Genomic DNA, 22,645 nt, shown 5'->3' on the forward strand with positions numbered 1-22,645 from the left:
CTAATTTAGGAGTCTAAAAAGTTATAAAAAAGCCTACTCCCACCGTTTCGCTGAACTTCTTTTCTACGCTCAATCACAAATATTCCTCTAATCGTTCCAAAAAAATAAGCTGCAAAGTTAGTTTTTATACGATTGCTTTTATAAGCAAAAACAGTCTCTTTAAACGCTTGAACAGGAAGGAAACTTAAATCTTCCAGGGGCTTTTCTAAACAGCTCGCTTTGTAAGCTAATCGGACTTTTCTCCATAAATCATAAATATCATCTGCACATGAAAAAAAAGGTGTTACAGCATTTTTAAAAGATTTTGGTATGTAAGATGGTACATAATCAGACGAGAGTTTAAAATTAACATCATTACGTATATATTTATTTAAATCTTTTAAAGATAAATTATAGGTAGACTGTTTTTTTGTGTCTTTACTCTTACTCTCCCAAGCGTTCTCAGTATTTTCTGTTTTAACATCTGCTTCAACATTAGACTCTAAGTCAAGCTGTAAATACTTAACCCAGTGATTAAAAAAAGGGTGGTTCACAAATAAGTGCACTGGATTTCCCTTTCCATTGTTACGAGGGCAACGACGATATACAGTAATAATTTGTCCTTGTTTTCGTAGTTCTTTTAAATGACGATCGATTGTTCCTTTTGACTTTTCGTAGGTTTTACCTAAATATGTACTACCAGGAAAGCAAAATCCTTTTTCTGCAGCAAACCAACAAAGCCGATCTAAAGCTTTTCTAGTTCCTTCATGGAGGCGATAAAACTTTTCTCCGTAAAGGTTTATAATTTCTTTAAGTAATTTTCGTTTCATTGATTGATGTTGAGAACGGTTTTCTATGAAACTCTGATAATTTTTCATATAATCAAATTCTTCTGCGGTAAGCATACGTGTAGTAGACATTAGTCTATCCTCTCCTTTTCAGGAACAAAAAAAGACATCGCATCCCGTGAAATAGGAAAACGATGTCGGATTTTTTGACAGACTACGCCCTTGAAATAAATTTAATTATCCGATAAAATAAAGGCGTAACTAAATTTATGTATTAGGACTTCGACAAGTGTTTTCCCTAGTGGTTTTAGGGTTAACGGTGTAAGGGTGTTGGCGCACCACTTGCACACGTTGGAGTCTTTTTATATTCCGCACTGTTTTGGTGACTCTATTATACCGTCTATTAATCTTATAATTCAATAAGAATTCATGAACTCCTCATAAAACCTCTGTATTTTAACTATGATTAAAAATTGCTTCGTTTGGATATACTCCTAATATTCTAAAGAACTCACTAAAAATTTATCCCTTTACTTAATTATTAATCTTGAAAGTTGTAAAACAGTAAAACAACTACTATCTTATGTTGTTTTACTGTTTTACATATTGTTTTATATATTTGTTTTATTGTTTTATTGTTTTAGAACGTCTATAGACACTGATATTACAACGTTTATAAGCCTAAACTATCACTAATTTTGCGCGAACTATCACTAATTTTGCGTGAACTATCACTAATTTTGCGTGAAACTATCACTAATTTTGCGTGAAACTATCACTAATTTTGCGCGAACTATCACTAATTTTGCGTTTAAAATGCAAATATGGCTTAAGTATCACTAATTTTGCGTGAACAATCTAGATGTGCTTAAAGTATCACTAATTTTGCGTTTAAAATGCAGACATGCCTCAACTATCACCAATTTTGCGTATTAAAATGAAGATTGAGTTTAATAAATCAAGAATGAGTAAGGTTTCTAAAGTCAACAATCCTCATGAAGTATCACTAATTTTGCGTGATATTTAATTTCTAAGGACAGATTACTCTTTAACATGCAATTTACACAGTATCACTTTTATGATATTTTAGTGATAGTTTAGAAAAATATGGGGGATTTTATGAAGAAAACGACTGTCGTTCAACCATATGATATGGAAAGTATAAATATAAAAAATTGGGTAACTAAATCAAACATCCTCATTGAGAGTACATATAAATTGTCTTTACAAGAGCAAAGAATTCTTTTAATCATGGCATCTAAAGTGCAGCCTAATGATGAAACGTTGAAGACCTATAGGTTTCGAGCTAAAGATTTCATCGAAATCGTAGGCAATAAGAAAGGTACTGGTTTTTATTCGTACCTAAAAGAAATTGTAAATGGACTTCAAACCAAAATTCTTACGATAAAAGAAAAAGGCAGACAAAGAAATTACAACTGGGTAATCACGTCTATCTATGAAGAAAACGAAGGGTACATAACATTACAGTTTCATCCTAGCTTAAAGTATCTGTTTTTAGAGCTTAAGGAGAAATTCACATCGTACCAATTAGAGAATGTAGTGAGACTCAATTCGGTCTATTCCATTCGTATATATGAGTTGCTTAAGCAATATGAGCGTCTGCGAAAAAGGGAACTCACTCTTGAAGAATTACGTCATTTTTTAGCTATTGAACCTACTAAGTATAAACAGTATGGTCATTTTAAAAGCAAAGTATTAGCAGTAGCTCAAAAAGAAATTAATAATAAAACGGATATCTACTTTGAATTCGTGGAAATAAAAACTGGTAGAAAAGTAACCTCCATAGAATTTATTATTACCAGTTCGCCTGCATTGAATGGTTCTAGCTCTACTCAAGAGAAAAAACTAGAATTAAATCAATCCTTCTCGAAGTTAGAAGACAACACAAACAGCCTTGAGAATGATTTAGCAGGCTTAGGGGTTAAGCCAGAAAAAATAGAGTGGCTTTTATCAGAATTTACACAAGACCACCTAGAAAGAAATATAAGATACACCCAAAATCGTTTGATTACAGGAGATGTGACTCACCCTCATTCCTACGTAGTAAAAGCGATTCAAAAAGATTATGCCCAGGTCTCACAGGAATCAAAACGCATTAACTCTAAAAAGGCTGCAAAAAAAGAATTAGTTCCAGATTTTATAGCACAAGCTAGAGATAAAGAACAAATTCTTAACGATGCAACTTTAAAAGAGAAGCAAGAATTATTTTTAAAAGAAAATGGAACTCAAATAGAATTTGAAGAAAAGCTCTTGCAGTTTCAAGAATTAAAAAGAATGCTGATTCTAAGTTCAGATCAACCTACCCAAGAAGAAATAAAAAAAGCCCAAGAAGCAGGCTTACAAGAAGTCATTCGAAATATGGAAGAAGATTATAATAAACGTGAAAAATTAGGCTTAGAACCAAGAATTGTTAAGGATTTTAAAAATAAAGAGTTGAAAAAAATGTATAAAAACTTTTTACAAAGTAAAGTTTTAAATAGAAATTAGCTATAGAAAAAAAAGACGTGTAAAACCTTGCATTGCAGAGATGGCTTTTACGCGTCTTTTTTTTGAGCCCAGGTAAATTTAATATACATAAAGAAAAAGGAATCATTTTAGTAAGCTTGTTTAATCATTTTTGTTATAATAATAGTATATTAAATTTACCTAAAAGATTGGGTGTGTCTTATTTGAATAACTTTATTTTACTTGGAGATTTCTTATCTCATTTAGTTGAATCTAAGAAAAAAGCTTCTACAATATCAATGTACAAGCATGATCTAAAACAGTTTTTTGAATGGTTAAATCAATCTCACCCTAATATCCCTTCAGAAACTTTGCCAGGAGACAAGAAATATTACGACGAATATTTTACCTATTTAAAAGAAAAAAACTTGTCAGAAGCTAATCTGAGGCGTGTAGCATCACATTTAAATGGCATGTTAAAGTATTATAGCCTCACAGATGATATTGGATTTTTACAAGCAACAACAAAAAAACAACGAGCATTAACTGATACTGATTTTATAACTGAATCGGATGCTTCAATCCTTTTAGATTCAGTTATAAGTCACAAACATTTAAATGATATTCAATTACTGATACATAAATACATAGGTCCGCGTAACCATTCCATGTTCATCTTAATGCTTCGTTACGGTCTTACCATTAACGAAGTTGTATCTTTAAATATACAAGACATTAACTTTGCACAGAATACATTAACGGTAAACACAAGCAAATCAAAACGCACCTTAGAGCTTTCTAAACAAGATAAGAAAATCATATATGATTACCTATTAACAATCCCTCTATTATTTAGACCTAAAGATTATACAAATGATCCGTTATTTATTTCTTTTCATCCTCAAAAAATGGTTTATTGGTATGATTACAATTTAAATAAACCTAAAAGGATTAGTATAATCGGTACAAAACGTATGATTGAAAGAGAAGTCAAACGTTCAGGTATACAAGCAATTGTAAGGTCTACTCACTTTCGAAACAGTTGTATACTTAACAAAATTCATGGTGGATATTCAAACGAACACATTATTTATTACTTTGGATTGTCCAGCCGCCATGCTTTATATCGATTTAAGCGATATCTAAAGACAAAATAAAATATTAAGTTCAACTTATTTTTTACCAAAACATCTTTTATATAAGTAATTTTTATTTTACAAGTTAAACTTAATTTTATTTTCACCTTAGTTAATTTTAGAAAAAATCATTAAGTTTAACTTAAGTTGAACTTAATGATCCACTTTTTAAAACAGTTAAATTTTAAAAAGTGGATTGCGATGGAAACAACCTTCTCAAGGATTACAAATTCAAAATTTCGCGGCCATGTCTTGGTTGTATAACAACGAATTTCTTGTAAAATGATCTAGAATTTAATTAGATTTATTATTCTCGGCTAAAATCTAGAAGAAGTTCACTCTAGATTCGTTAAAAACTCTTTATTTTCAATGGTTCATTGTATTTCTAGCTTTTGCTATAAAATTTAAATAACTTAGAAAAAATTAAGATTAATTTTAACTCGAAAAATAATTCTATAAGAATTGTATAAACAAAAAAGAAGTTCCATTAAACCAACGTAATAAATCCAGAAGATATAGGTATATAGGATTTATATTATCTTACACAAAATACTTGAATTAAAGTTAGAGAAAGTACATTCTAGATTCGTCTGAAGCTATTTTATATCAAGCTTTCTAGGTACTCTAGTTTCTTTGGACCTTAGGAGAGGAAAAGATCTGAATCAGTTGTTAACAAAGATATTTCTTAACAGTTAATGTTGATCCTTAAGTTGCTTTTTTTGAACTTTATATATAATCTATCTACATTTAAAATAAACAATTTTACTCTTGAAAAGTTTATGATTTCATCTAGAATTGAAAAGGAAGAATAAAAGGCCTAACGAAAGAAAAAGAAAAATGTACATAAAAAACAGGAATATAAAGTAATTAATAGAATTTTACTAGAAATATAAATCTTGAATAATATCTCGCAAAACCGCATTCTAGAATTGCCATTAACACTGATATATCAACTTCAAAGTATATCTAGATTTTTATACAGAAAGGAGAATCCTAGAAAAATGCATGAAAAAAATAAAGATGAAGTAGTCTATACTTTGAAAGACACAGTAAAGCTAACTGGATTAAGTGTAGATCTTATTCGCTTATATGAAAAAGAATTCAATCTCCAAATTCAACGAACAGAAGGCGGACATAGGCGCTATAACAAACAAAACATCGATTTATTAACTGAAATAAAAAAAAGAATTCAAGAGCAAAACTGGAGCTATAAGATGATAAACCAGTGGCTTCAAGGAGAAATTGTACCGGAGACAGTGGAAGTTCAATCAAACCTTGAAAAAAAAGTACAATCCCTTGAAGAAAAAGTTCAAGAGTTGCTTAATCGCTCTGAAAAAGATGAGCAATTTCAATTAGCGCTTATCCAACGACTAGATGAACAAGGAAGCCTTATAAAGAAACTTACAGAAAAACTAGACCACCAAGACAAATACATTGAAAACAATCTAGAGAAACGCGATGAGAAATTGACTAGTGCCATACGTGAAATTAGTGATACAAAAAAACTTATCGCGGCCGCCCAAGAAAATCTTGATTCAAAACCAAAAGGATTCTGGAGTAAGATTTTTGGGGGTTAATACGTTACTTAAACGATAAAAGTAGCAGGGTTTTTTGTTCATTACAGAAAATCCTGCTGCTTTTATCGTTTATTTTCGATGAATAAATAGTAAATTTAAAGATTTTATGTTTAGTTGCCAGAAGAAATTTATTATTGTTAAACAATTCTATAAGTTCTTGAAGGGGAATTTACAGGTGTGGCAGCTTTTACTAATACAGTTTGTCCATTTGACGGCATCCTATTTTTAAACACATAAACTCTGGTTTATCCGCCTGGAGTACCACGTCCTCTAGAAGCCTTTCTTAGCACGATACTTCTTTCGTTATTTGAATCAAGTACCCAATGAAAATACCATAGCTGTCGTAGAAACTGCCTATTGGTATCTTGATGGCGTTCATCAAATATACAATGATTGATTTGTTCTGTCCAACATAAATATCGACCACTAGAAATTCTTCATTGTTTATGTGATCGGTATCTAATTCCTACGCAAGATTCACGGTTTATTATTCCTAAAAAGAAATGTGTGTCTTTGTAACATTTTTATTGTAAAAGATACGTAAATTTTATCAATAATCCATTTATGGAACTGATATTCTTATAGGCAATTAGAGGAGAGGTGCAATTTCAAATGGATGAAAAAGTTGTTATCTTTATGCACATTCCTAAAACAGGGGGAACCACACTTAATAATATTTTTAAAAAGTTCTACTCTGAAAATGAAATATACGATCATGTTCCTTTAGAAGAGATGAATAAACAGTTTAGCCAATTAAAAGAAGAAGATAAAAAAAACATAAAAGCTATATCCGGCCATCATTTCTATGGAATACATGAATTTTTTTCTCAACCCTATGTTTATTTTAGTATGATGCGTCATCCGGTTGAGCGTATCATATCATTATATTATTTTTTGAAATCGTATCCAGGGTATTATGAAGAGAACATGAAACATATGTCTTTTGAAGACTACATTGATTGGGACCCTCAAGCTACAAATGGCCAAACTAAACAAATTTGCGGGGTGAAATCTCAACTAAGCGTAGAGAAAGCGAAAGAAAACTTGCTGGAATTTGGATCAATAGGAATAACAGAAATGTTTAACGAATCGCTTCTGTTACTAAAGAAAAAATTCAAATGGGGAAATATTAAATATAAGAAGGTGAATGTGACAAAATCTCGCCCTTTGCTCAACGAAGTCCCCATTGATATCATTAAGAAAATAGAAAAGCACAATGAGTTGGATATAGAGCTGTTTCAGTATATAAAATCTAATTTCATCAAACAAATAAATGATTTATAGAAATAAAAATGAAAGCTCTCAATAGAGAGAGCTTTCATTTAATATATAAGAAAAGGTTACCTTATTAAAAAAAATGCGGTATCAAATCCCATATATAGTTAGTTCAATTTTTTATGATAAAGGGATTATGTCTCATTTAATTAATATAGCCATGTAAGCTTCATACGCTTTGTATAAGGTTCATATAGGTCTTTTAAATAGTTACGTGTTATTTGAATAATTTGAGGGCTCTTGTCATCCTTTTTAAGCCTTAGCATTAAATGATAAGCCTTTGTCCTTTCTTTACGTACCAAACGCAGCAAAACTAACAAATCATACGTATGAAAGCATGCAAGTTCATTAAAAGGCCTCTCAACGTCCTCTAAGCCCACAAATTCTTTTGATTTAGGTCTTTTTATATTTAAAGTAGCTCCACAAAAAGAGCAGCTATCTTCTAATACCTCTGTCCCGCAATAACTACATATCAAACTGTATTCACCTCGTTTACTAAAAGGAAAAGTAGGCTTAAGCCTACCTAGCTAGCCTTAAAGGCTATTTTAGCTTTTAGGGTATTCCTTATCCAGCCGTTTTTGTCGTTGATTCACAATACGTTCATTTACAACTTTTTTAGCAAGTTTAGTTACTTCTAGTTCTAATAGATCTGTTGTCATAATTGCATCATAGCCGTGGTGAAAATATAATCCATTCATGAACTCGATAAGAATTTGTGTATTCTTATCTGCACTATTTGTTCCTAATCGAATCTTTTTTATTTCGCTTTTTAATGCATCATTGAGATTTTCACTAACCGTTTCCGTAATATAATCTAACGACCATTCTTTCTTTTTTTCTTCTCGATACTTTTTACAGATATCCATAATCGCTTCTCCTGGGAAACGAAGTTTATGTTCAGCCATATAATCTTGGATATATTGATCCGTTTCTTTATCAAGTGTAATCATACGTCGTTGTGTTTCCATTACTCCTCTACATCTCCCATCAGTTCATAGATAATATCATTCATCTTTTCAATTGATATCGCACATTGTTTCATCATTTCGATGTTCTGTTCAATGATAGCTTCTAATCTTTTTTCTCTTTCTACTTGCTCATCAAAAAAAGCTAATACTTCAAATTGTTCTTTCAAAAATTGTTGACGAGACATTCCATTTTCTTTCGCTAGTGCATCAACTTTTTGCATAGCAACCGGATCAATATTTCGTAAAAAGATATCCATGAAATCATTCCTTTTCTGTCAAAGTACAAAATTTCCAGTACGAGTAGAGAAGAGCATAAGGGGTTTTTGATATCACATGGCTGTGATATGCTGGGCAAAGCCCAGCAAAACAACGTTTTCACCCTCAAAAAAGTGACCCCACGAAAACTTCCAGTCTGTCGACCTGGTGTTGACCTGAAGAGCAAAAAAAGCGCGTAATGTCGACCTGGTGTCGATATCAAAACTTACACCTTTCTGGAAATGTTGACCTACTGTCCACTCACCGTCCCCTCAACTTTTATGAAGTTTTAACTAGTTTTTGAAAGATTTCTTGATGATAATTCGTGAAGTTTTGAGAAGAAGTTTGGGTAGTTTTTTTATAAAAATCGATTGCTTCTTTCATCGAAGAAACGTTTAATTTTTGCAGAATGCTGCGTCTCTGATTCTTAATTTTGCTCTCTTCTTTGAATAAAATGTTTTGCATTTCTGTAATTGAATGGCCATCAAGTGCAAGAGTAAAAATGTCTTGTTCAGACGACCTAAGTTGTTTTAAAAAAAGTTTTTCTTTAAGTATTTGGCATTCTTCTTCAACACGTTTAAGGCGATCTACTTGGTGTACTAAGTCGGAAGCTACACTCAATATATTCTCAATACCTATTAACAACTTTTCAGTTTGATCCATAATAAGACCCTGCTATTTCTAGAGGGCAACCCATGTTACAATGTAAGTGTCTATACATGTGATTCTACATGGGGGTGCTTCCTTTACAGAGGAAGTGCCCTTTCTTTGTTTACTTTTTTTTTCTTACTTTCTTCACATGCTCTTCTAATAAAGCCTTTACATACTTTGTAATACTTGTATCATTCTCTACAGCTAAGAAACGCAACTCCTTGTGTAACTCTTCTGGAATATCACATGTAAGTCTTCGATTACCTTCTTTAACCCTGCTCATATGCTCTCCTTTTCAAGCAACGTATTTAAGTTGCAACGTTGCTTTTGGTTAATTTTAAAGGATATAATTTCCAAAGTCAATAAAATAATCGTGCTGTCATTGGACAAGCATACAAGCAAATTATTAGCAATTACATAACTTGTACTAATTATATAAAAGGAAGTGCATTAATTGAAAAAATCAAGAAAGAGAAAATACAGATATAACTATAGTTACTCAGTCCAATCTCAGGGTGATCCTTCGGTTAATGTTTATGGTATCTTTACTCCCGGTTCTGCTCCCAGTGATAGTAATGGCCGGCAAAATAGATTTAATCGAGACATTTCCTCAGCTAATCAGATATGGAATAGTGGAGGTGAATGTAATATAAACTTTATTTCACAACCTATAATCGAAGTAAATACAGTAATAGATGCGACCGATTTAAGTACTAATGAAGCATTTAGAGGACCTGTTGAGAATCTCATCAATCAAGTTAAACAAATGAATGGGAATCAACCTGGCATATACGTTGTTTACACAAGTGGCAATGATTTTGCATCTCCTTCAGGTAATAGTCGACCTATAGGTGTTGGTGGGGTAATAATTGAGAATTTTAGAGTTGAAAACGGTGTACCTCAATTTACACTCTTTGGATCCATTGCATTGAGTAACAGAGCTTTGAGTGCTCCTTTTGCATTTGCACATGAAGCAGGACATGCTTTATTTACTCACCTTAATAACCAACCTGTTAATAATGTATTCATGTTTGAATCTATAGATCCTACGGGTCCTTTTATTGATTCTGCAGGAAATATTGATACAGCCCACAGTAACCTTACAGGTAATCTCATGGCTCCTATACTCCCTAACAGTACTCCAACTATTAATCCGTTACAGTGTCAAAAAGCTAGCATGAGTAGAATATTTCAATAATCTTAATAGGAATTTAAGATCGTTATTGTTAAAGAGTAGAGATTTTCAAATGGTTTTCTTGAAAATCTTACTAGTACCTTGTATAGATACTAGCATATATTGAATTAAATAAAGTTCATTTGTTTCAAGATACTTGTCCTATAACATTACAAGTATACAAACATTATTTTTATTAGAGAATAAATTATATAGAAAAACCAACAAAAAGGTTAATTTCTCAACGTTTAAAGGCATGAATGCTTTACTTGTTGCTAATGCTGAGGACCTTGTAAGTCCCTCAGCATTCAGAGCCACTAATCCTAATACTACTATTCCTATTTCTCAAGCTGATACTTTTGTAAAAGTTACATTTCCAAATGAACAATTTGATATAGGTAATAATGAATATAATGCAGCTACTTCAACATTTATACCTGAGTTTAATGGTGTATACGCGTTTAATGCATCAATCTTCTTTCAGCCAGATAATCCAAATATTGATTATGAAGTAGAATTATTTTTTTAAGTAAATGGTTTATTATTAGATGCTGAGGTTGAGTTTCTTGGGGCATCTAGTCGTTTTGATGGTGTCATAGAGATCAATGACATACTTCAATTAAATGCTGGAGATAGAGTAGAAGTTTTAGTTGTTAGTTGTTTTAGTACTACTCCAGGTAGAATTAGAGCAGACAACAGAATATACTTTGCTGGAGCTAGGTTCCCCTCTGCAAAACAATAATTTAATTTTATAATTATACCCATAGTTAACATAATCAACATTCTAGATACCAAAAAAAGCTTTGATTTTGAAGGGACTGACCGGGACTGACCCCCTAGAGTGAGACAAATAAAAAACACCTTTAAGTTAAAAAACGGGTATGTAGTACCTAACAATAACTTGGAGGTGTTTTTTCTATGGGGACAAGAGTCAGTTATCCGGTAGAAATAAAATTAAAAGCGATTGAAATGAGATTAGCTGGTATACCTGTAAAAGAAGTATTATCACAGCTGAATATTCGTAATCATACCCAATTAAAAACGTGGATGACATGGTATAAAAATGGAGAAATGCATCGATTTGAACAGCCTGTAGGCAAGCAATATTCATATGGAAAAGGTCCTGAATTTAAGAGCGAGACGTCTAAGTTAGAGGCAGAGAACCGGCAGTTAAAGCAACAGATTGAGATCTTAAAAAAGTACAAGGAATTGGAAAGGAAGTGGTACCAGAAATCGTAGTGAACACAGTAGAAGAGCTAAAAGGTCAGGTGCCTATTTATCAAATCTGTTTACATCTTAATATCCCTCGATCCACTTACTATCGTTGAAAGCAACATACAAAACGGGATACATTAAAGAAATGGATGGAACAACAAGTTGGTGAACAATGTCATAAACACAAGTTTCGATATGGCTATCGAAAGATTATAGCATTACTCAATCGAACGATGAAGATGAATCATAAGTTTGTGCAGCGTGCCATGCAGAAGTATGGTTGGCAATGTCGCGTAAAACGGAAGAAACGTCAGCGAACAGGGCAACCTTATCAGGTTGCAGAGAATGTATTAAATCGTGACTTTCGAGCTGATCGTCCTCTTCAAAAACTAGTGACGGATATTACCTACTTGCCTTTTGAGCCTAAACAGTTGTATCTTTCAAGTATTCAGGATTTATTTAACGGAGAAATCATCGCGTATTCCATTGGTGATTGTCAAAACGTAGCGTTTGTTCTAGATACGTTAAGTCAACTTCCTTCTTTGCCTGAAGGATGCACGCTGCATAGCGATCAAGGTTCCGTGTACACATCGTATGCTTATCAACAAAAAATCAACGAAAGAGGCATTACCATGAGTATGTCCCGCAAAGGGACTCCCGCAGATAATGCCTCTTTCGAATCGTTTCATTCCTCGCTAAAGTCTGAAACGTTCTACCTTGACGAGTTGACATACACTACGACCACCATCGTAGAGCAAACCGTCAAAAACTATATTACTTATTATAACAATGCCCGTATTCAAACAAAACTAAACAACCAGTCACCTGTACAATATCGGCAACTGGCTCGTTTGAAAGGTGTTTTGAGTCCCTGTCTCAAAAACAGGGGTCAGTCCCGTCCCCCTTAGGATAGCTTTTTTGTTTTTTGATCTGAAATAAAACGAAGTATGAGGAAAATATATTAATCCTCTCTTTCCTCATTTGCTTGATATTCTAAAATATCTCCTGGTTGGCAATCCAATGCTTTACAAATTTCTTCAAGTGTTGAAAATCTAACTGCTTTTGCTTTTCCATTTTTCAATATAGAAAGGTTAGATATGGTTATTCCAACTCTTTCTGCAAGTTCTGTTACACTCATTTTTCTTTTAGCTAGCATGACATCAATATTAATAATAATGGCCATTTTAATCACCTCAGACCGTTAAGTCATTTTCTGATTTTATATCAATTGCTTCTTTTAAAAGTTTTTGGAGGACAGCAGCAAACACTGCGATTACCATAGAAGCAAAAATAGGAATCATACCAAATACTATAAGGCCTGGAGCATCATCTTTGTCAGCCATAAGGAAGACAAAAGGGAACATAATTACATATAAAATACTAATTGTACTCGCACAGTATTTTATTTTCTTCAAAACATCTACTGAGATTTGAGAGAACGCCTGGTTTTTATCGATATAAGTTAAAAGCTTAAAAGCTTGATACAGCGCGATAAAAAATGGTATCGCAGATACGTACATAATAGATACACCAGGGTATAGTAGGTATGCATATTCGGGATTAGCCGGATTGTTTGCTAAGTGGATAATACCAAATATACATAAAGCAAAAACTGGAATACTCATTAGTAAAACTGCAATTTTTAGAAATAATGATGAACCTTTTTTCATAAAATACACCTCACATGTTTGTTTTCAAATAAACTATAACATCTAATTTATTGTTTAACAATAAATTTTTGTTTTTAAATATAAATTTATTATTGTTTTATTTATATGTATGTGTGCCTTGAGTAAACTATTCAAGATAAGTAAATCATCAAATTAACAACTTCAATACACTCATTTTGAACGTTCTTTTGAATGATGGAGTAACAATTTAATTACATCTACTTTGCTAGTGCTTGTACTATCTTTTAAAAAGCTAGCATTATACTATCACTTTCATTTAACTAGCTAAAACTAGCTGCTCCGGTATTATTAGTTAGCTTTTGTTCTAAAAATATAGTGCTAGTATTTAAACACAAAATACTATCTCCTGCTAAAAGAAATACTCAAATATAGAACCATAGATAAAAAAGCTCAAAGAACCTTTGAGCTTTTTTAAGAATGAAATTTTCCCATTAAACAATACTCTGACCAATAGGGACATGTCTAAGGAGCGTACCAATTTAATGAAATATTCGTGTCACATTAACAAGATATGCGGGATATAAGGCACGTGTACCTAAAGGAAACAAGACTATTGGATGGTTTTTTTTATGTAAGATTAAGTAAAAAGTTATGCTCTATCCAAAATAAACATAGTATTTAAAAAGAGGACTCAACAACCTTACAGAATAAAACAGAAACAACACTTGGTCTTATGAGACCAAGTGTTGTTTCTGTTTTAGATGAATTAAAAAACATATTCGATGCAAATTAAAAAAAGAAGAAGCTTTTAGTATCCATGAATGCGCATTAAAAAAGAAAAAATCACTTGAAGAAATAAGTGATTTTTTCTTTTGTTGAAAGGAATCAAAATATGAAAAATCTATTTAAATATCTGTTCTTTTTAATCGGCGGAGCAATTTGGATTAGCGTTTTAATATTCTCTATCTACACTGATCTTGCTAATGTTTATGGTTATAACCCTGTACGTATAGAGGAATGAAAAAGTAAAAAGACTCAAAATTATAAAGAAATATAAAAATAAACAACTTGAATATCGAAAAACACTTTGAGCAAACTATTCATGATGCCTACTAAAGGGCGCCTTCCACTGCAACCTTATGAAAAAGAAAGCTACCCTCCCTGGCAGCTTTCTTTTTTTATGAATTACTTATGGCATAAAATTCATTCGTTTAAACAAACTACTCATGATGATTCATATCATCATCTTGCCTAGCATAATCCATGAAAAAACTCCTGAACAGGCACCAGGGGTTTTTTCTATTTTTTGAGGGCATATCACATAAAAACCTAGTTATCATAATGGACTTCATTAGCAACAAGCTTTAAAATTCATCTCGTATAGTCGAACAGCTGAAATCAGTAATATTTAGTAGGAGTGATTAGTAAGTTGGGTCAGTTTTTTTGTCAGATTTGCGATTCTGAATTTAAAAGCTATAATAAAAATGCAAAATATTGTTCTCAGAAGTGTAAAGGAAAAGCATATATCAAACATTCAATTAAAAAATGTAAAATTTGTAGAAAAGAATATAAACCAATACGAGCTACAAGTAAGTTTTGTTCTCTTAAATGTTGTGCTACAGATAAGAAAAATACAATTGTTCTTATACCCTTTTTGTATCTATGAGATATTCTAATTTGACTACTAGTTTAGACCTTGAACATTTTTTATATTAGCTCCGATAGTATACATTGAAGCATTTCATACCCTTTAATAAATACAGATTTACTATTTAAAGTTCGTATACCTTTTACGAATTTTGAACAAACTGTTGAAGATACCTGAAGTATCATTTTCAACGCAATATCTCGATACTTAGAAAAAAACTCCCTACCACATGGGGAGTTTTTTTCTTTCGTATAATTCAAATTCTAGTTGACACATGTTTGATTTTTTTATTTTTTAAATTTATATAACTCATTGTATTTTCATCATATTTTCATTTTTCTTTTTTATAATGTACTTTGTAGAAAGAAAAATAATCCGTTCATCAAATATAAATAATACAAATCGTATGATTAGTTAAGCTCACTTTACTAATCATACGGTTTTTGATCATAAAAGATAAAATCATTCCTATGTAAATAAATGCATTCACAGAGACTATTTTCTGTGAATGCATTTATTTACATAGAGCAAACTACTCAAGATACGTTACGTATCACTTTTAATACCTTGATACGTTACTGAAAAAACTCCTGGCCGACAACAGGAGTTTTTTCTCTTTTTATGCAATGATTAACTTTTTTACATATTGAGCAAACTACACAAGACGCCGTGAGGCATCTACCACTACAAAACCATATTTGCTATTCCAAACAAAACAACCTACTGCACAGGAGCAGTAGGTTGTTTTGTTTGGAATAGCTGTATGTCTGATACTTGTTTAGTTAACATAAAACGGATTCCAGGAACCAAAAGCTTTATCGAAGCAATGTGCAAACCATCCAAATATGGTAACATTGTAATTTATAGAAATTATAGAAATTTTAAGGATGGTATTATGGGTACATTTAGTCCAACAGGATTGCTATTATTCTTAATAATTATTGGTTTAATAGGATTCCTGGCTTTTAAACTTGTTAAAAAACTAAAAAATAAATAACAAAAAGGGCCTACTATACTAAAACAGTAGGTTCTTTTTGTTATTAGTTAAGATCTAAAAACTTAGTTACCATAATGTTTGTTCTAGGAACTTCCAAATAAAATGTAGCTCTTATTGTAGCATTTACCTTATACTTAAAAATGATATGGATATATTTGGAGGTTTTTTATATGAAAGAAGTCACTAAATTAGGAAAGATGCAAGATATTGGTGGTATTAAACTTTATTACGAATTTTTCGAAAGACAAAATGAAAATATGACAATTATATTTGAATCTGGATATGGCTGCACTTCTGATTACTGGAACCCAATCAAAGAGGAAATTTCAAAATTTGCACAGTTTTTTATCTACAATAGACCAGGCTTAGGAGAAAGTGAACAAGACGATAGACCAAAAGACAGTAAGCAGTCAGTTGAGAATTTACATACTCTTTTACGAAATGCCAATATTAAACCACCATATGTACTTGTAGGTCATTCAATTGGAGGAGCTAATGTAAGGTTATATGCTAGCAAATATCCTGAAGAAATAGCAGGAATTGTTCTTTTAGATTCCTGTCATGAAGATCAAAACAAAATTATGCCCCCATTATTCACTGAAGAAATGAGGTCTATTTATTTTAACCAGTTTTCAATCGAAGGTTCTATAGATGACATTGAAAAAAGCTTTGAACAAATAAGTGAAGTTAAATCATTAGGAGACGTACCTCTTACAGTTGTGAGCGCTGGCCTACAGTCTTATCACACAACGGAATCTTTTGCTGCATGGAATCTATTTCAACGTGATTTCACACGTTTATCAACGAAGAGTAAACATATTATTGTTAAAGGTGCAGGACATCTACTGCACGTTGATCAACCTCAGATTATCATAGATATTATTAAAGATGCATTGAAAGAAGTAAAAAAATAAGTCTGGTACAATACTGTGTTTAATTGAATTATGTTAATGAATATCATATACAATCATAGTTAACATAATCACTCTTTCCGGAACACATCAAAAAAGAGAACCCTTGGTAGGTAAGGGTTCTTCAAGAGGCACTCTTCATGAATTATGCAGCTTTTTATACATCCTTGATACATCAGCGTTTTATCTTGAGGTGAATAAAAGCCGAATGTATAAAAAGCGCATTTTTTATACATATGCTCATACTTAAAAACACAGTATTTATTGTAATATTATTTTTTTATGTTACATTATGTAAAAATAACATTATTATTTACTTGCTGTGTTATTCATTCTTCGACGAGTGTGAATCATAAAAAAGCAACCTCTCTCTAATGCCATTAGGTATGAGGTTGCTTCTCTTATTTTGAAACTCTTCTTATGCTTTCATTTTATTGTTTTCTAGAACTTAATGTTATACCTTCTAAAACATAATTCTATGTTTCCAGGTCATTAGGGAGTCTCGGTACTTTAACTGCACATACTTTATCAATTCCCCAATTAATTTCACTTACACCCTTGAATCCTTCTTCAGGGCATAGAATAAGAATATTAAAATTACCTTTAACAATCTGTTCTAAAATTGCTTGTAATTCTAAAGATTGCTCATAGGTAGCAGCCCATCTAATAAATAAAACAGATTCAGAGGTTGTGATTTTTTCTATAAAACGATTAATTCGATTTGTAAGTTTTTCTTTATAGGAGGTGTATGTGGCACTCCAATGTTGATGTGGAATGATTGGGAAATCGTGGACTGAAATAATATTATAATGAGTATCCTCTATTAAATAAGATTGCACCCCTTCAATTAAGACCCCATCATCGACAAATGCAAACGCTCCATCAGTTAGTTACATGTTTTCAAGTTCCATAAAATTGTTGAATTTATTTTTCAGTAACCTATTAACATCAGAAAGTGATAGAGATACACTCCAGTCTAGTGGTCCAGAGAATGTCCTTAAATTTAAGCGTTTTAATTCCATTGCAGGATTACAAGCACTGCCTAAGCTAACAATTACATCGTATGATCCCTTAATTTCTTTTAGGTTCAACAGAATTCTCCTTTTTTATGACCTACTATATTAAATAGTGAATTGAATTGTACTAGTTGTAAAAAATATTAAATACAAAAGTGAAATTATAGGAAAAAAATCCTTTTTAAACATTCTTTAAGTGCTAATAGTTTGGTTTATAATCTTTCGTTTTGTATATATCATGCACTACTTTTAAACTAGTTGATTTAATTAAAATATTTATAGAACAAACTATCGGGTACATCGGGCTTTTTGGGTTGATAACTTCTCATAACGCACATTGGACATTCAGAAATAAAATAATTTGTAACTTTAGGGTCGTCGTAACCGCCCCTATGGAGCCAAGCATGAAACATAGAGCCTATAAGCAGGCCGGCAGTTACATTCGGTTGTTGGAGTTGATATACATTAACAATCATAGATAACGGCGTTTGAGTCTTAGTGACTGTCGGTGGTAATTGTATTGTTATAGGAGAAGGGGTGTATATCCAATCTATCCTAGCTCTTTGGGATCGGCGAAGTCCATTGTCTTTAATGACTTCTGTCAATTGTTCCATAGCTAAATCTGTGGCCTGTTTTCCGTCTGTAACATTAACACCAAAATAACGTAAAGGCTGTAAGTTTTTCACCGCATATGTGTTCGTGCAATCAGCCAATTGTGATACACCATTATTAAATCCATTGTTCCATTTTTGTGTTAGATGCAACGACCAGTTAAATAATACACCTTTAATAGTGTCTTGAATTTTTTGTACCTGGTCTGGAGTAAACTGCTTGGAAATATCAAAGAAAATAGTTGGTGGTAAGTCAGAGATGCCTTGGGGGATAGGGACTGCAAAAGCTATTTCTCTATAAATTTGTAGTGGAAGGTATTGTAAGAACTCTTTATCTTGATTTTTTTGAATAGATTTCTCTAAATTTTGTTTACTATTCGTTAGCAATGTTATGTTCCCCTTTTTAAAAAGGTATTTATATTAACAGAATATGCTACCAATCAAAAAGAGTTTGGACATGCTTAAAAAGAAAATATTTATTATTTTACTTCTCTTAAATAAAGGAGCATTTTTATCATCGTACAAGCATGCCTTGATCTAATGAATAATATATCAAGAACAATAGACAGAAAGGGTGGTAAAAATAATTAAGAACGATAAAGGTAAAAGAGAAAATGACTGCGTTCAAAATCAACCAGGACTCCCACTAGCTACTACAGTTAATTTAGCAGTTGTAGGTGATAGTCATGTAGGTTTTTTAAACAGTCAAAGTATGTTTAATACCCTTTTGCAAAGAGTAGTGAACAATGGTAATAAACGATATATTATATTTGGTGGAGATGATGTACACGCTTTAGGTGCTTCTTCAATACAAGTAGCTGAAACATATTACCAACAGTTCACTAATATTTTAAATAATGTTTTAGGATCAATTCCCTTCAGATCTTCTATAGGAAACTGGGAGGCTACTAACAGAAATAACAGTAGAGCTTTATTTCGACAGTACATCAATCGTTATTTAACTGGCTATAGAGTTATTCCTGGAACACAAGGGTTGGTGCGTCATGTTTGGTTAGATAATGGTCGAGGCGGGGTATTTAGCCAGGATAGCTTAAACTTGCTAAGTAACTTAGATCCTAACTATTATTACATTATTGATTTTCATTGGCCTTTGAGAGTTCCAGGTATAACTATGGAAATACATGGTGATCATGTTATGACTCAAATGCAGACAAACATGTTTTTTAATGCTATACCCTCTAACGTAAGGAACAAAATTTTAGCGATTTTCACTCATCATGCACATAAATTTTTTGCTAACTCAGTTACAATCAATCCTAACTTTCCTAATACCTCGTTTTTTGTAACTGGATGTTCAGGGGACTATGCATGTATATCCAGCGAGAGAGGATACTATGAATTAAATTTAACAGTCCAAAATAATATAGCTACTTTGCAAACCATAAAAACTCGCGTTCAATAGCTTGAGGAATAAAGAAGACTACATTAAGAGTAGGTAGGGTAACCTTAGGCAACTTTTCATTCTCAAAATGCAAAAATCGCCAGCTTATATAACTAGCGAAAAGCTGCATTTATTATTTCATTTGTATAAGTTTACTTTTTATAACATATTATCTCCTTTATCTCACAACTTACTATTTCTTAGTACGTATGATCGTGTTACATTAAAAGATAAAACTATTCCTTTGATCTTTAAGGAAGATAGTTTTATCTTCTTTTTACAATATGTCTCCATCAATCCGGAAAGGGAGGATTTTATGAGTAACATTCTTAACTTTAATAAGTTTCAAAGACATAAAATAATGAAGAAATTTCTTCGTTGCGCTTTAGTAACAGGAGCAATTATGATCTGCTGCATGCTTGCTTATTTACTAATCTTAATAGAAATATATTCTCCTGCTCATTATCCCATTTATATTGAAGCTAAACCATAATAATTGTGTTCTTAACCTCTTATGAAAGATACTCAGTCTGGTTTGTTTATATAATGACTTCCTATTTCTAATTATTTACTAAGATACAAATTTTAGTTCATCCGTTAAACGCAAAAAAGCTTCTTTGTCTTTATTCTTTAAGGACTGATCAATCTCTTCAAGAATTTTACCTCTTTTGAATTGTTTCGTTACTTGACTTAAAAACAATTCAGCTAATATTTCATCAGATATATTTTTTTCAATTTGACTCATTTCGTTGGATATATTATTTTCCATAAACGATTAACCCCTTTATCATTTCTCTTTTAAAAATAGTGTTTCCTTTTTTCATTGTTTTAATACGAGATTAATAGATAAATTAGTATATAGAAGAATGTGGAATAAAAGATAACTTGACACAAAGAATAATATTTATTTCAAAGCTCTAAAGGTAAAACATAAACTAGCTTAAACAGTTTACATATTCATTGCATCCTCATGTTGTTTTACTAATTTATAAAACGTTGTCTTTTTTACATTCGCTTCCTTCATTGCCTGTACGGCTGTAATTTCATTTCGTTTCCAACGGTTATAAGCCTCAATAAAATCTTGGCTAACTTGGGCTTTAGGACGGCCAAAAGATATACCACTCTTCAGCGCAGCATTAATTCCTTCTCGCTGGCGTTTACGAATACGATCTCGTTCTTCTTGCGCCATCCAGGACAAAATTTGAAGAACCAAATCTGCAATAAAGGTTCCCAAACTATCCTTATACTGAGTCGTATCCAGCAAAGGCATATCCAAGACAACAATGTCTGCCTCAATTTCTTTCGTAATAGCATTCCACTCTTGTAAAATTTCTTCTTTGTTACGACCAAAACGATCTAGTGAATGAATGTAAAGAATATCTCCTTTACGAATCATTCGTTTTAGTAATTGGTACTGTTCTCGATTGAAATTATTTCCACTTTGTTTATCCATGAAAATATCTCGAGGAGAAATGCCCACTTCTTCCATGGACTGAAGTTGTCGTCCTTCATTTTGATCTCGGCTGCTTACACGGATATATCCAAATTTTCTATTTTCCATTTTTATACTCCCTTTTGTGTCTATCTTCTTTTTATTCTACCAAAAACGTTCGTAAAAGTGTATTAGATAAAGAGAACGTTCGTAATTACTTTTCTTACTTAAACGAACGATAAAAACAGTAGATTTCTTATATAAAAGGAAAGTTCGTAAAAGTATACTTTTACGAACTTTCCTTTTATATATTTATTAAATGTATAGAAGTATTTCCTTAGTGATTTAAACATTAGCCAAATAACTATGTCATGAACAATACATAGGAAATTGATATTATATTCCCTATTAAATTAATGTGATAAGAAGAAAGGTCTAAATTTATGCAGAGATTATTTAATTACAGCATTTATTAATAAAAAACATTAAATTATATGTCTTTAACGTGCAGAGAAACGCTCTGTAAGGAATTTAACTTTTGTTTTACACACAATGGGGGGATTAGATACAAATTTTCAGCAATTAAGAAAAGAGATTAGCACAACTTTTATAAAGGCATTTATATTAAGGAGAATATTTTATTTAAGGTTTTAAGTTATTAATACATAAAATGGTGGAGATCTTTAAACATTGTTTCTCGTTACAGAAGAGTCCATTCGGTTAAGGTCTATGAAAGCTGACCGTTTTTTGGTCATCACCTGTTTGTTCGAATCATCCTCTAAAGACCCCGTACCATCACATTGTACTATTGAGCAGATTCAAAGAACGCTTTTTCCGTTACGTCTCCTTCAACATCAGCAGCTTCTGCTGATCCAGAAGAACCTCCTAAATTCGGTAGAGCTAATGGAATCGCTAACTAAATAACTAAACCTACGGCAGAAGCTACCACAGCTTATTTCGCTTTTCTTATTCAATCTCCTCCTAATTTTATTTAATAGAAATAAAAAAGCAGTTTGCAAATGCAAACTGCTTTTTTGATGACCCGTACGGGATTCGAACCCGTGTTACCGCCGTGAAAGGGCGGTGTCTTAACCGCTTGACCAACGGGCCAGTATCAATTTATAAGTTAAATTCAATTACTATAAAACATGATGGGCCTAAGTGGACTCGAACCACCGACCTCACGCTTATCAGGCGTGCGCTCTAACCAGCTGAGCTATAGGCCCTTTACTTGGATTTGGAGCGGGTGATGAGAATCGAACTCACGACATCAGCTTGGAAGGCTGAGGTTTTACCACTAAACTACACCCGCATATTTTAAAGTGGCGGTCCCGACGGGAATCGAACCCGCGATCTCCTGCGTGACAGGCAGGCATGTTAACCGCTACACCACGGGACCAAAATAGAAAATGGCGGAGGAAGAGGGATTCGAACCCCCGCGGGCTTTAACACCCCTGTCGGTTTTCAAGACCGATCCCTTCAGCCGGACTTGGGTATTCCTCCGTGTACTGTA

Annotated in this window: 18 protein-coding genes, 5 tRNA genes and 2 pseudogenes; 9 read left to right on the forward strand and 16 right to left on the reverse strand. The window is 32.3% G+C overall.

All coding sequences use genetic code 11. The features are described from left to right. Positions 1-5: 5 nt before the first annotated feature. Positions 6-899, reverse strand: coding sequence for a helix-turn-helix domain-containing protein (locus tag ACXAE4_RS26810; RefSeq protein WP_098113942.1), 894 nt, complete (start codon positions 897-899; stop codon positions 6-8). A 987-nt stretch (positions 900-1,886) separates the two neighbouring features. On the opposite strand from ACXAE4_RS26810, the gene ACXAE4_RS26815 reads away from it, so the two are divergent. The 4 genes from ACXAE4_RS26815 to ACXAE4_RS26830 all read left to right on the forward strand — a co-directional run bounded on the left by ACXAE4_RS26815 (position 1,887) and on the right by ACXAE4_RS26830 (position 7,230). Beyond that, a complete protein-coding gene (locus ACXAE4_RS26815) occupies positions 1,887-3,275 on the forward strand; it encodes a replication initiation protein (RefSeq protein WP_475237400.1) in 1,389 nt (462 codons plus the stop codon). Between the two features lie 173 nt (positions 3,276-3,448). Next, a complete protein-coding gene (locus tag ACXAE4_RS26820; protein WP_475237408.1) occupies positions 3,449-4,390 on the forward strand; it encodes a tyrosine-type recombinase/integrase in 942 nt (313 codons plus the stop codon). Between the two features lie 980 nt (positions 4,391-5,370). Beyond that, positions 5,371-5,946, forward strand: a complete 576-nt coding sequence (locus ACXAE4_RS26825) for a MerR family transcriptional regulator (protein ID WP_014462093.1) — start codon at positions 5,371-5,373, stop codon at positions 5,944-5,946. 612 nt (positions 5,947-6,558) lie between these two features. Next, positions 6,559-7,230, forward strand: coding sequence for a sulfotransferase family 2 domain-containing protein (locus ACXAE4_RS26830; protein WP_098113945.1), 672 nt, complete (start codon positions 6,559-6,561; stop codon positions 7,228-7,230). A 536-nt stretch (positions 7,231-7,766) separates the two neighbouring features. Here ACXAE4_RS26830 and ACXAE4_RS26835 read toward each other — a convergent pair. The 4 genes from ACXAE4_RS26835 to ACXAE4_RS26850 form a co-directional block, all read right to left on the reverse strand. Then, positions 7,767-8,189, reverse strand: coding sequence for a hypothetical protein (locus ACXAE4_RS26835; protein ID WP_098113947.1), 423 nt, complete (start codon positions 8,187-8,189; stop codon positions 7,767-7,769). Further along, positions 8,189-8,446, reverse strand: coding sequence for a hypothetical protein (locus ACXAE4_RS26840; RefSeq protein ID WP_095380446.1), 258 nt, complete (start codon positions 8,444-8,446; stop codon positions 8,189-8,191). The genes ACXAE4_RS26835 and ACXAE4_RS26840 overlap by 1 nt, the downstream gene beginning before the upstream one ends. 277 nt (positions 8,447-8,723) lie before the next feature. Next, entirely contained in the window at positions 8,724-9,107 is a 384-nt protein-coding gene (locus ACXAE4_RS26845) for a helix-turn-helix domain-containing protein (protein ID WP_098113948.1), read from the reverse strand. A 109-nt stretch (positions 9,108-9,216) separates the two neighbouring features. Further along, the gene (locus ACXAE4_RS26850) at positions 9,217-9,378 is read right to left on the reverse strand and encodes a hypothetical protein (protein ID WP_155916276.1); all 162 of its coding nucleotides are present in this window, start codon (positions 9,376-9,378) and stop codon (positions 9,217-9,219) included. 171 nt (positions 9,379-9,549) lie between these two features. Here ACXAE4_RS26850 and ACXAE4_RS26855 point away from each other — a divergent pair, with 171 nt between their 5' ends. The 3 genes and pseudogenes from ACXAE4_RS26855 to ACXAE4_RS26865 all read left to right on the forward strand — a co-directional run bounded on the left by ACXAE4_RS26855 (position 9,550) and on the right by ACXAE4_RS26865 (position 12,392). Next, the gene (locus ACXAE4_RS26855) at positions 9,550-10,293 is read left to right on the forward strand and encodes a hypothetical protein (RefSeq protein WP_176521467.1); all 744 of its coding nucleotides are present in this window, start codon (positions 9,550-9,552) and stop codon (positions 10,291-10,293) included. Between the two features lie 232 nt (positions 10,294-10,525). Beyond that, the gene (locus tag ACXAE4_RS26860; RefSeq protein WP_098113949.1) at positions 10,526-10,798 is read left to right on the forward strand and encodes a hypothetical protein; all 273 of its coding nucleotides are present in this window, start codon (positions 10,526-10,528) and stop codon (positions 10,796-10,798) included. Positions 10,799-11,187: 389 nt separating this feature from the next. Beyond that, a pseudogene (locus tag ACXAE4_RS26865) lies at positions 11,188-12,392 on the forward strand (IS3 family transposase). Between the two features lie 53 nt (positions 12,393-12,445). Here the strand turns inward: ACXAE4_RS26865 and ACXAE4_RS26870 are convergent. Both ACXAE4_RS26870 and ACXAE4_RS26875 read right to left on the reverse strand, forming a co-directional pair. Beyond that, positions 12,446-12,667, reverse strand: coding sequence for a helix-turn-helix domain-containing protein (locus ACXAE4_RS26870; protein WP_098113951.1), 222 nt, complete (start codon positions 12,665-12,667; stop codon positions 12,446-12,448). 10 nt (positions 12,668-12,677) lie between these two features. After that, on the reverse strand, positions 12,678-13,154 hold the full coding sequence (locus ACXAE4_RS26875) for a DUF2975 domain-containing protein (protein WP_098113952.1): 477 nt from the start codon (positions 13,152-13,154) through the stop codon (positions 12,678-12,680). Between the two features lie 2,776 nt (positions 13,155-15,930). Here ACXAE4_RS26875 and ACXAE4_RS26880 point away from each other — a divergent pair. Further along, positions 15,931-16,674: an alpha/beta fold hydrolase gene (locus tag ACXAE4_RS26880; RefSeq protein ID WP_475237404.1), complete on the forward strand. Its 744-nt coding sequence runs from the start codon at positions 15,931-15,933 to the stop codon at positions 16,672-16,674. 473 nt (positions 16,675-17,147) lie between these two features. Here ACXAE4_RS26880 and ACXAE4_RS26885 read toward each other — a convergent pair. Then, positions 17,148-17,762: pseudogene (locus ACXAE4_RS26885) on the reverse strand (DUF1796 family putative cysteine peptidase). Between the two features lie 188 nt (positions 17,763-17,950). Further along, complete coding sequence (locus tag ACXAE4_RS26890; RefSeq protein WP_098113506.1) at positions 17,951-18,685, reverse strand: hypothetical protein; 735 nt, start codon at positions 18,683-18,685, stop codon at positions 17,951-17,953. Between the two features lie 187 nt (positions 18,686-18,872). On the opposite strand from ACXAE4_RS26890, the gene ACXAE4_RS26895 reads away from it, so the two are divergent. Further along, positions 18,873-19,721, forward strand: a complete 849-nt coding sequence (locus tag ACXAE4_RS26895; protein WP_098113507.1) for a hypothetical protein — start codon at positions 18,873-18,875, stop codon at positions 19,719-19,721. 550 nt (positions 19,722-20,271) lie between these two features. Here ACXAE4_RS26895 and ACXAE4_RS26900 read toward each other — a convergent pair. From ACXAE4_RS26900 to ACXAE4_RS26930, 7 genes are all read right to left on the reverse strand, one after another. After that, positions 20,272-20,469, reverse strand: coding sequence for an IDEAL domain-containing protein (locus ACXAE4_RS26900; protein ID WP_014462077.1), 198 nt, complete (start codon positions 20,467-20,469; stop codon positions 20,272-20,274). A 180-nt stretch (positions 20,470-20,649) separates the two neighbouring features. Next, on the reverse strand, positions 20,650-21,261 hold the full coding sequence (locus ACXAE4_RS26905) for a recombinase family protein (protein WP_098113509.1): 612 nt from the start codon (positions 21,259-21,261) through the stop codon (positions 20,650-20,652). Between the two features lie 909 nt (positions 21,262-22,170). Next, a tRNA-Glu gene (locus tag ACXAE4_RS26910) sits at positions 22,171-22,242 on the reverse strand. 42 nt (positions 22,243-22,284) lie between these two features. Continuing rightward, a tRNA-Ile gene (locus tag ACXAE4_RS26915) sits at positions 22,285-22,358 on the reverse strand. A 12-nt stretch (positions 22,359-22,370) separates the two neighbouring features. Beyond that, positions 22,371-22,444 (reverse strand) — tRNA-Gly (locus tag ACXAE4_RS26920). An 11-nt stretch (positions 22,445-22,455) separates the two neighbouring features. Further along, positions 22,456-22,531: transfer RNA gene (locus tag ACXAE4_RS26925), tRNA-Asp, on the reverse strand. An 11-nt stretch (positions 22,532-22,542) separates the two neighbouring features. Continuing rightward, positions 22,543-22,635 (reverse strand) — tRNA-Ser (locus tag ACXAE4_RS26930). Positions 22,636-22,645: the final 10 nt, after the last annotated feature.

This window comes from Priestia sp. ABM2_011, assembly GCF_056158845.1.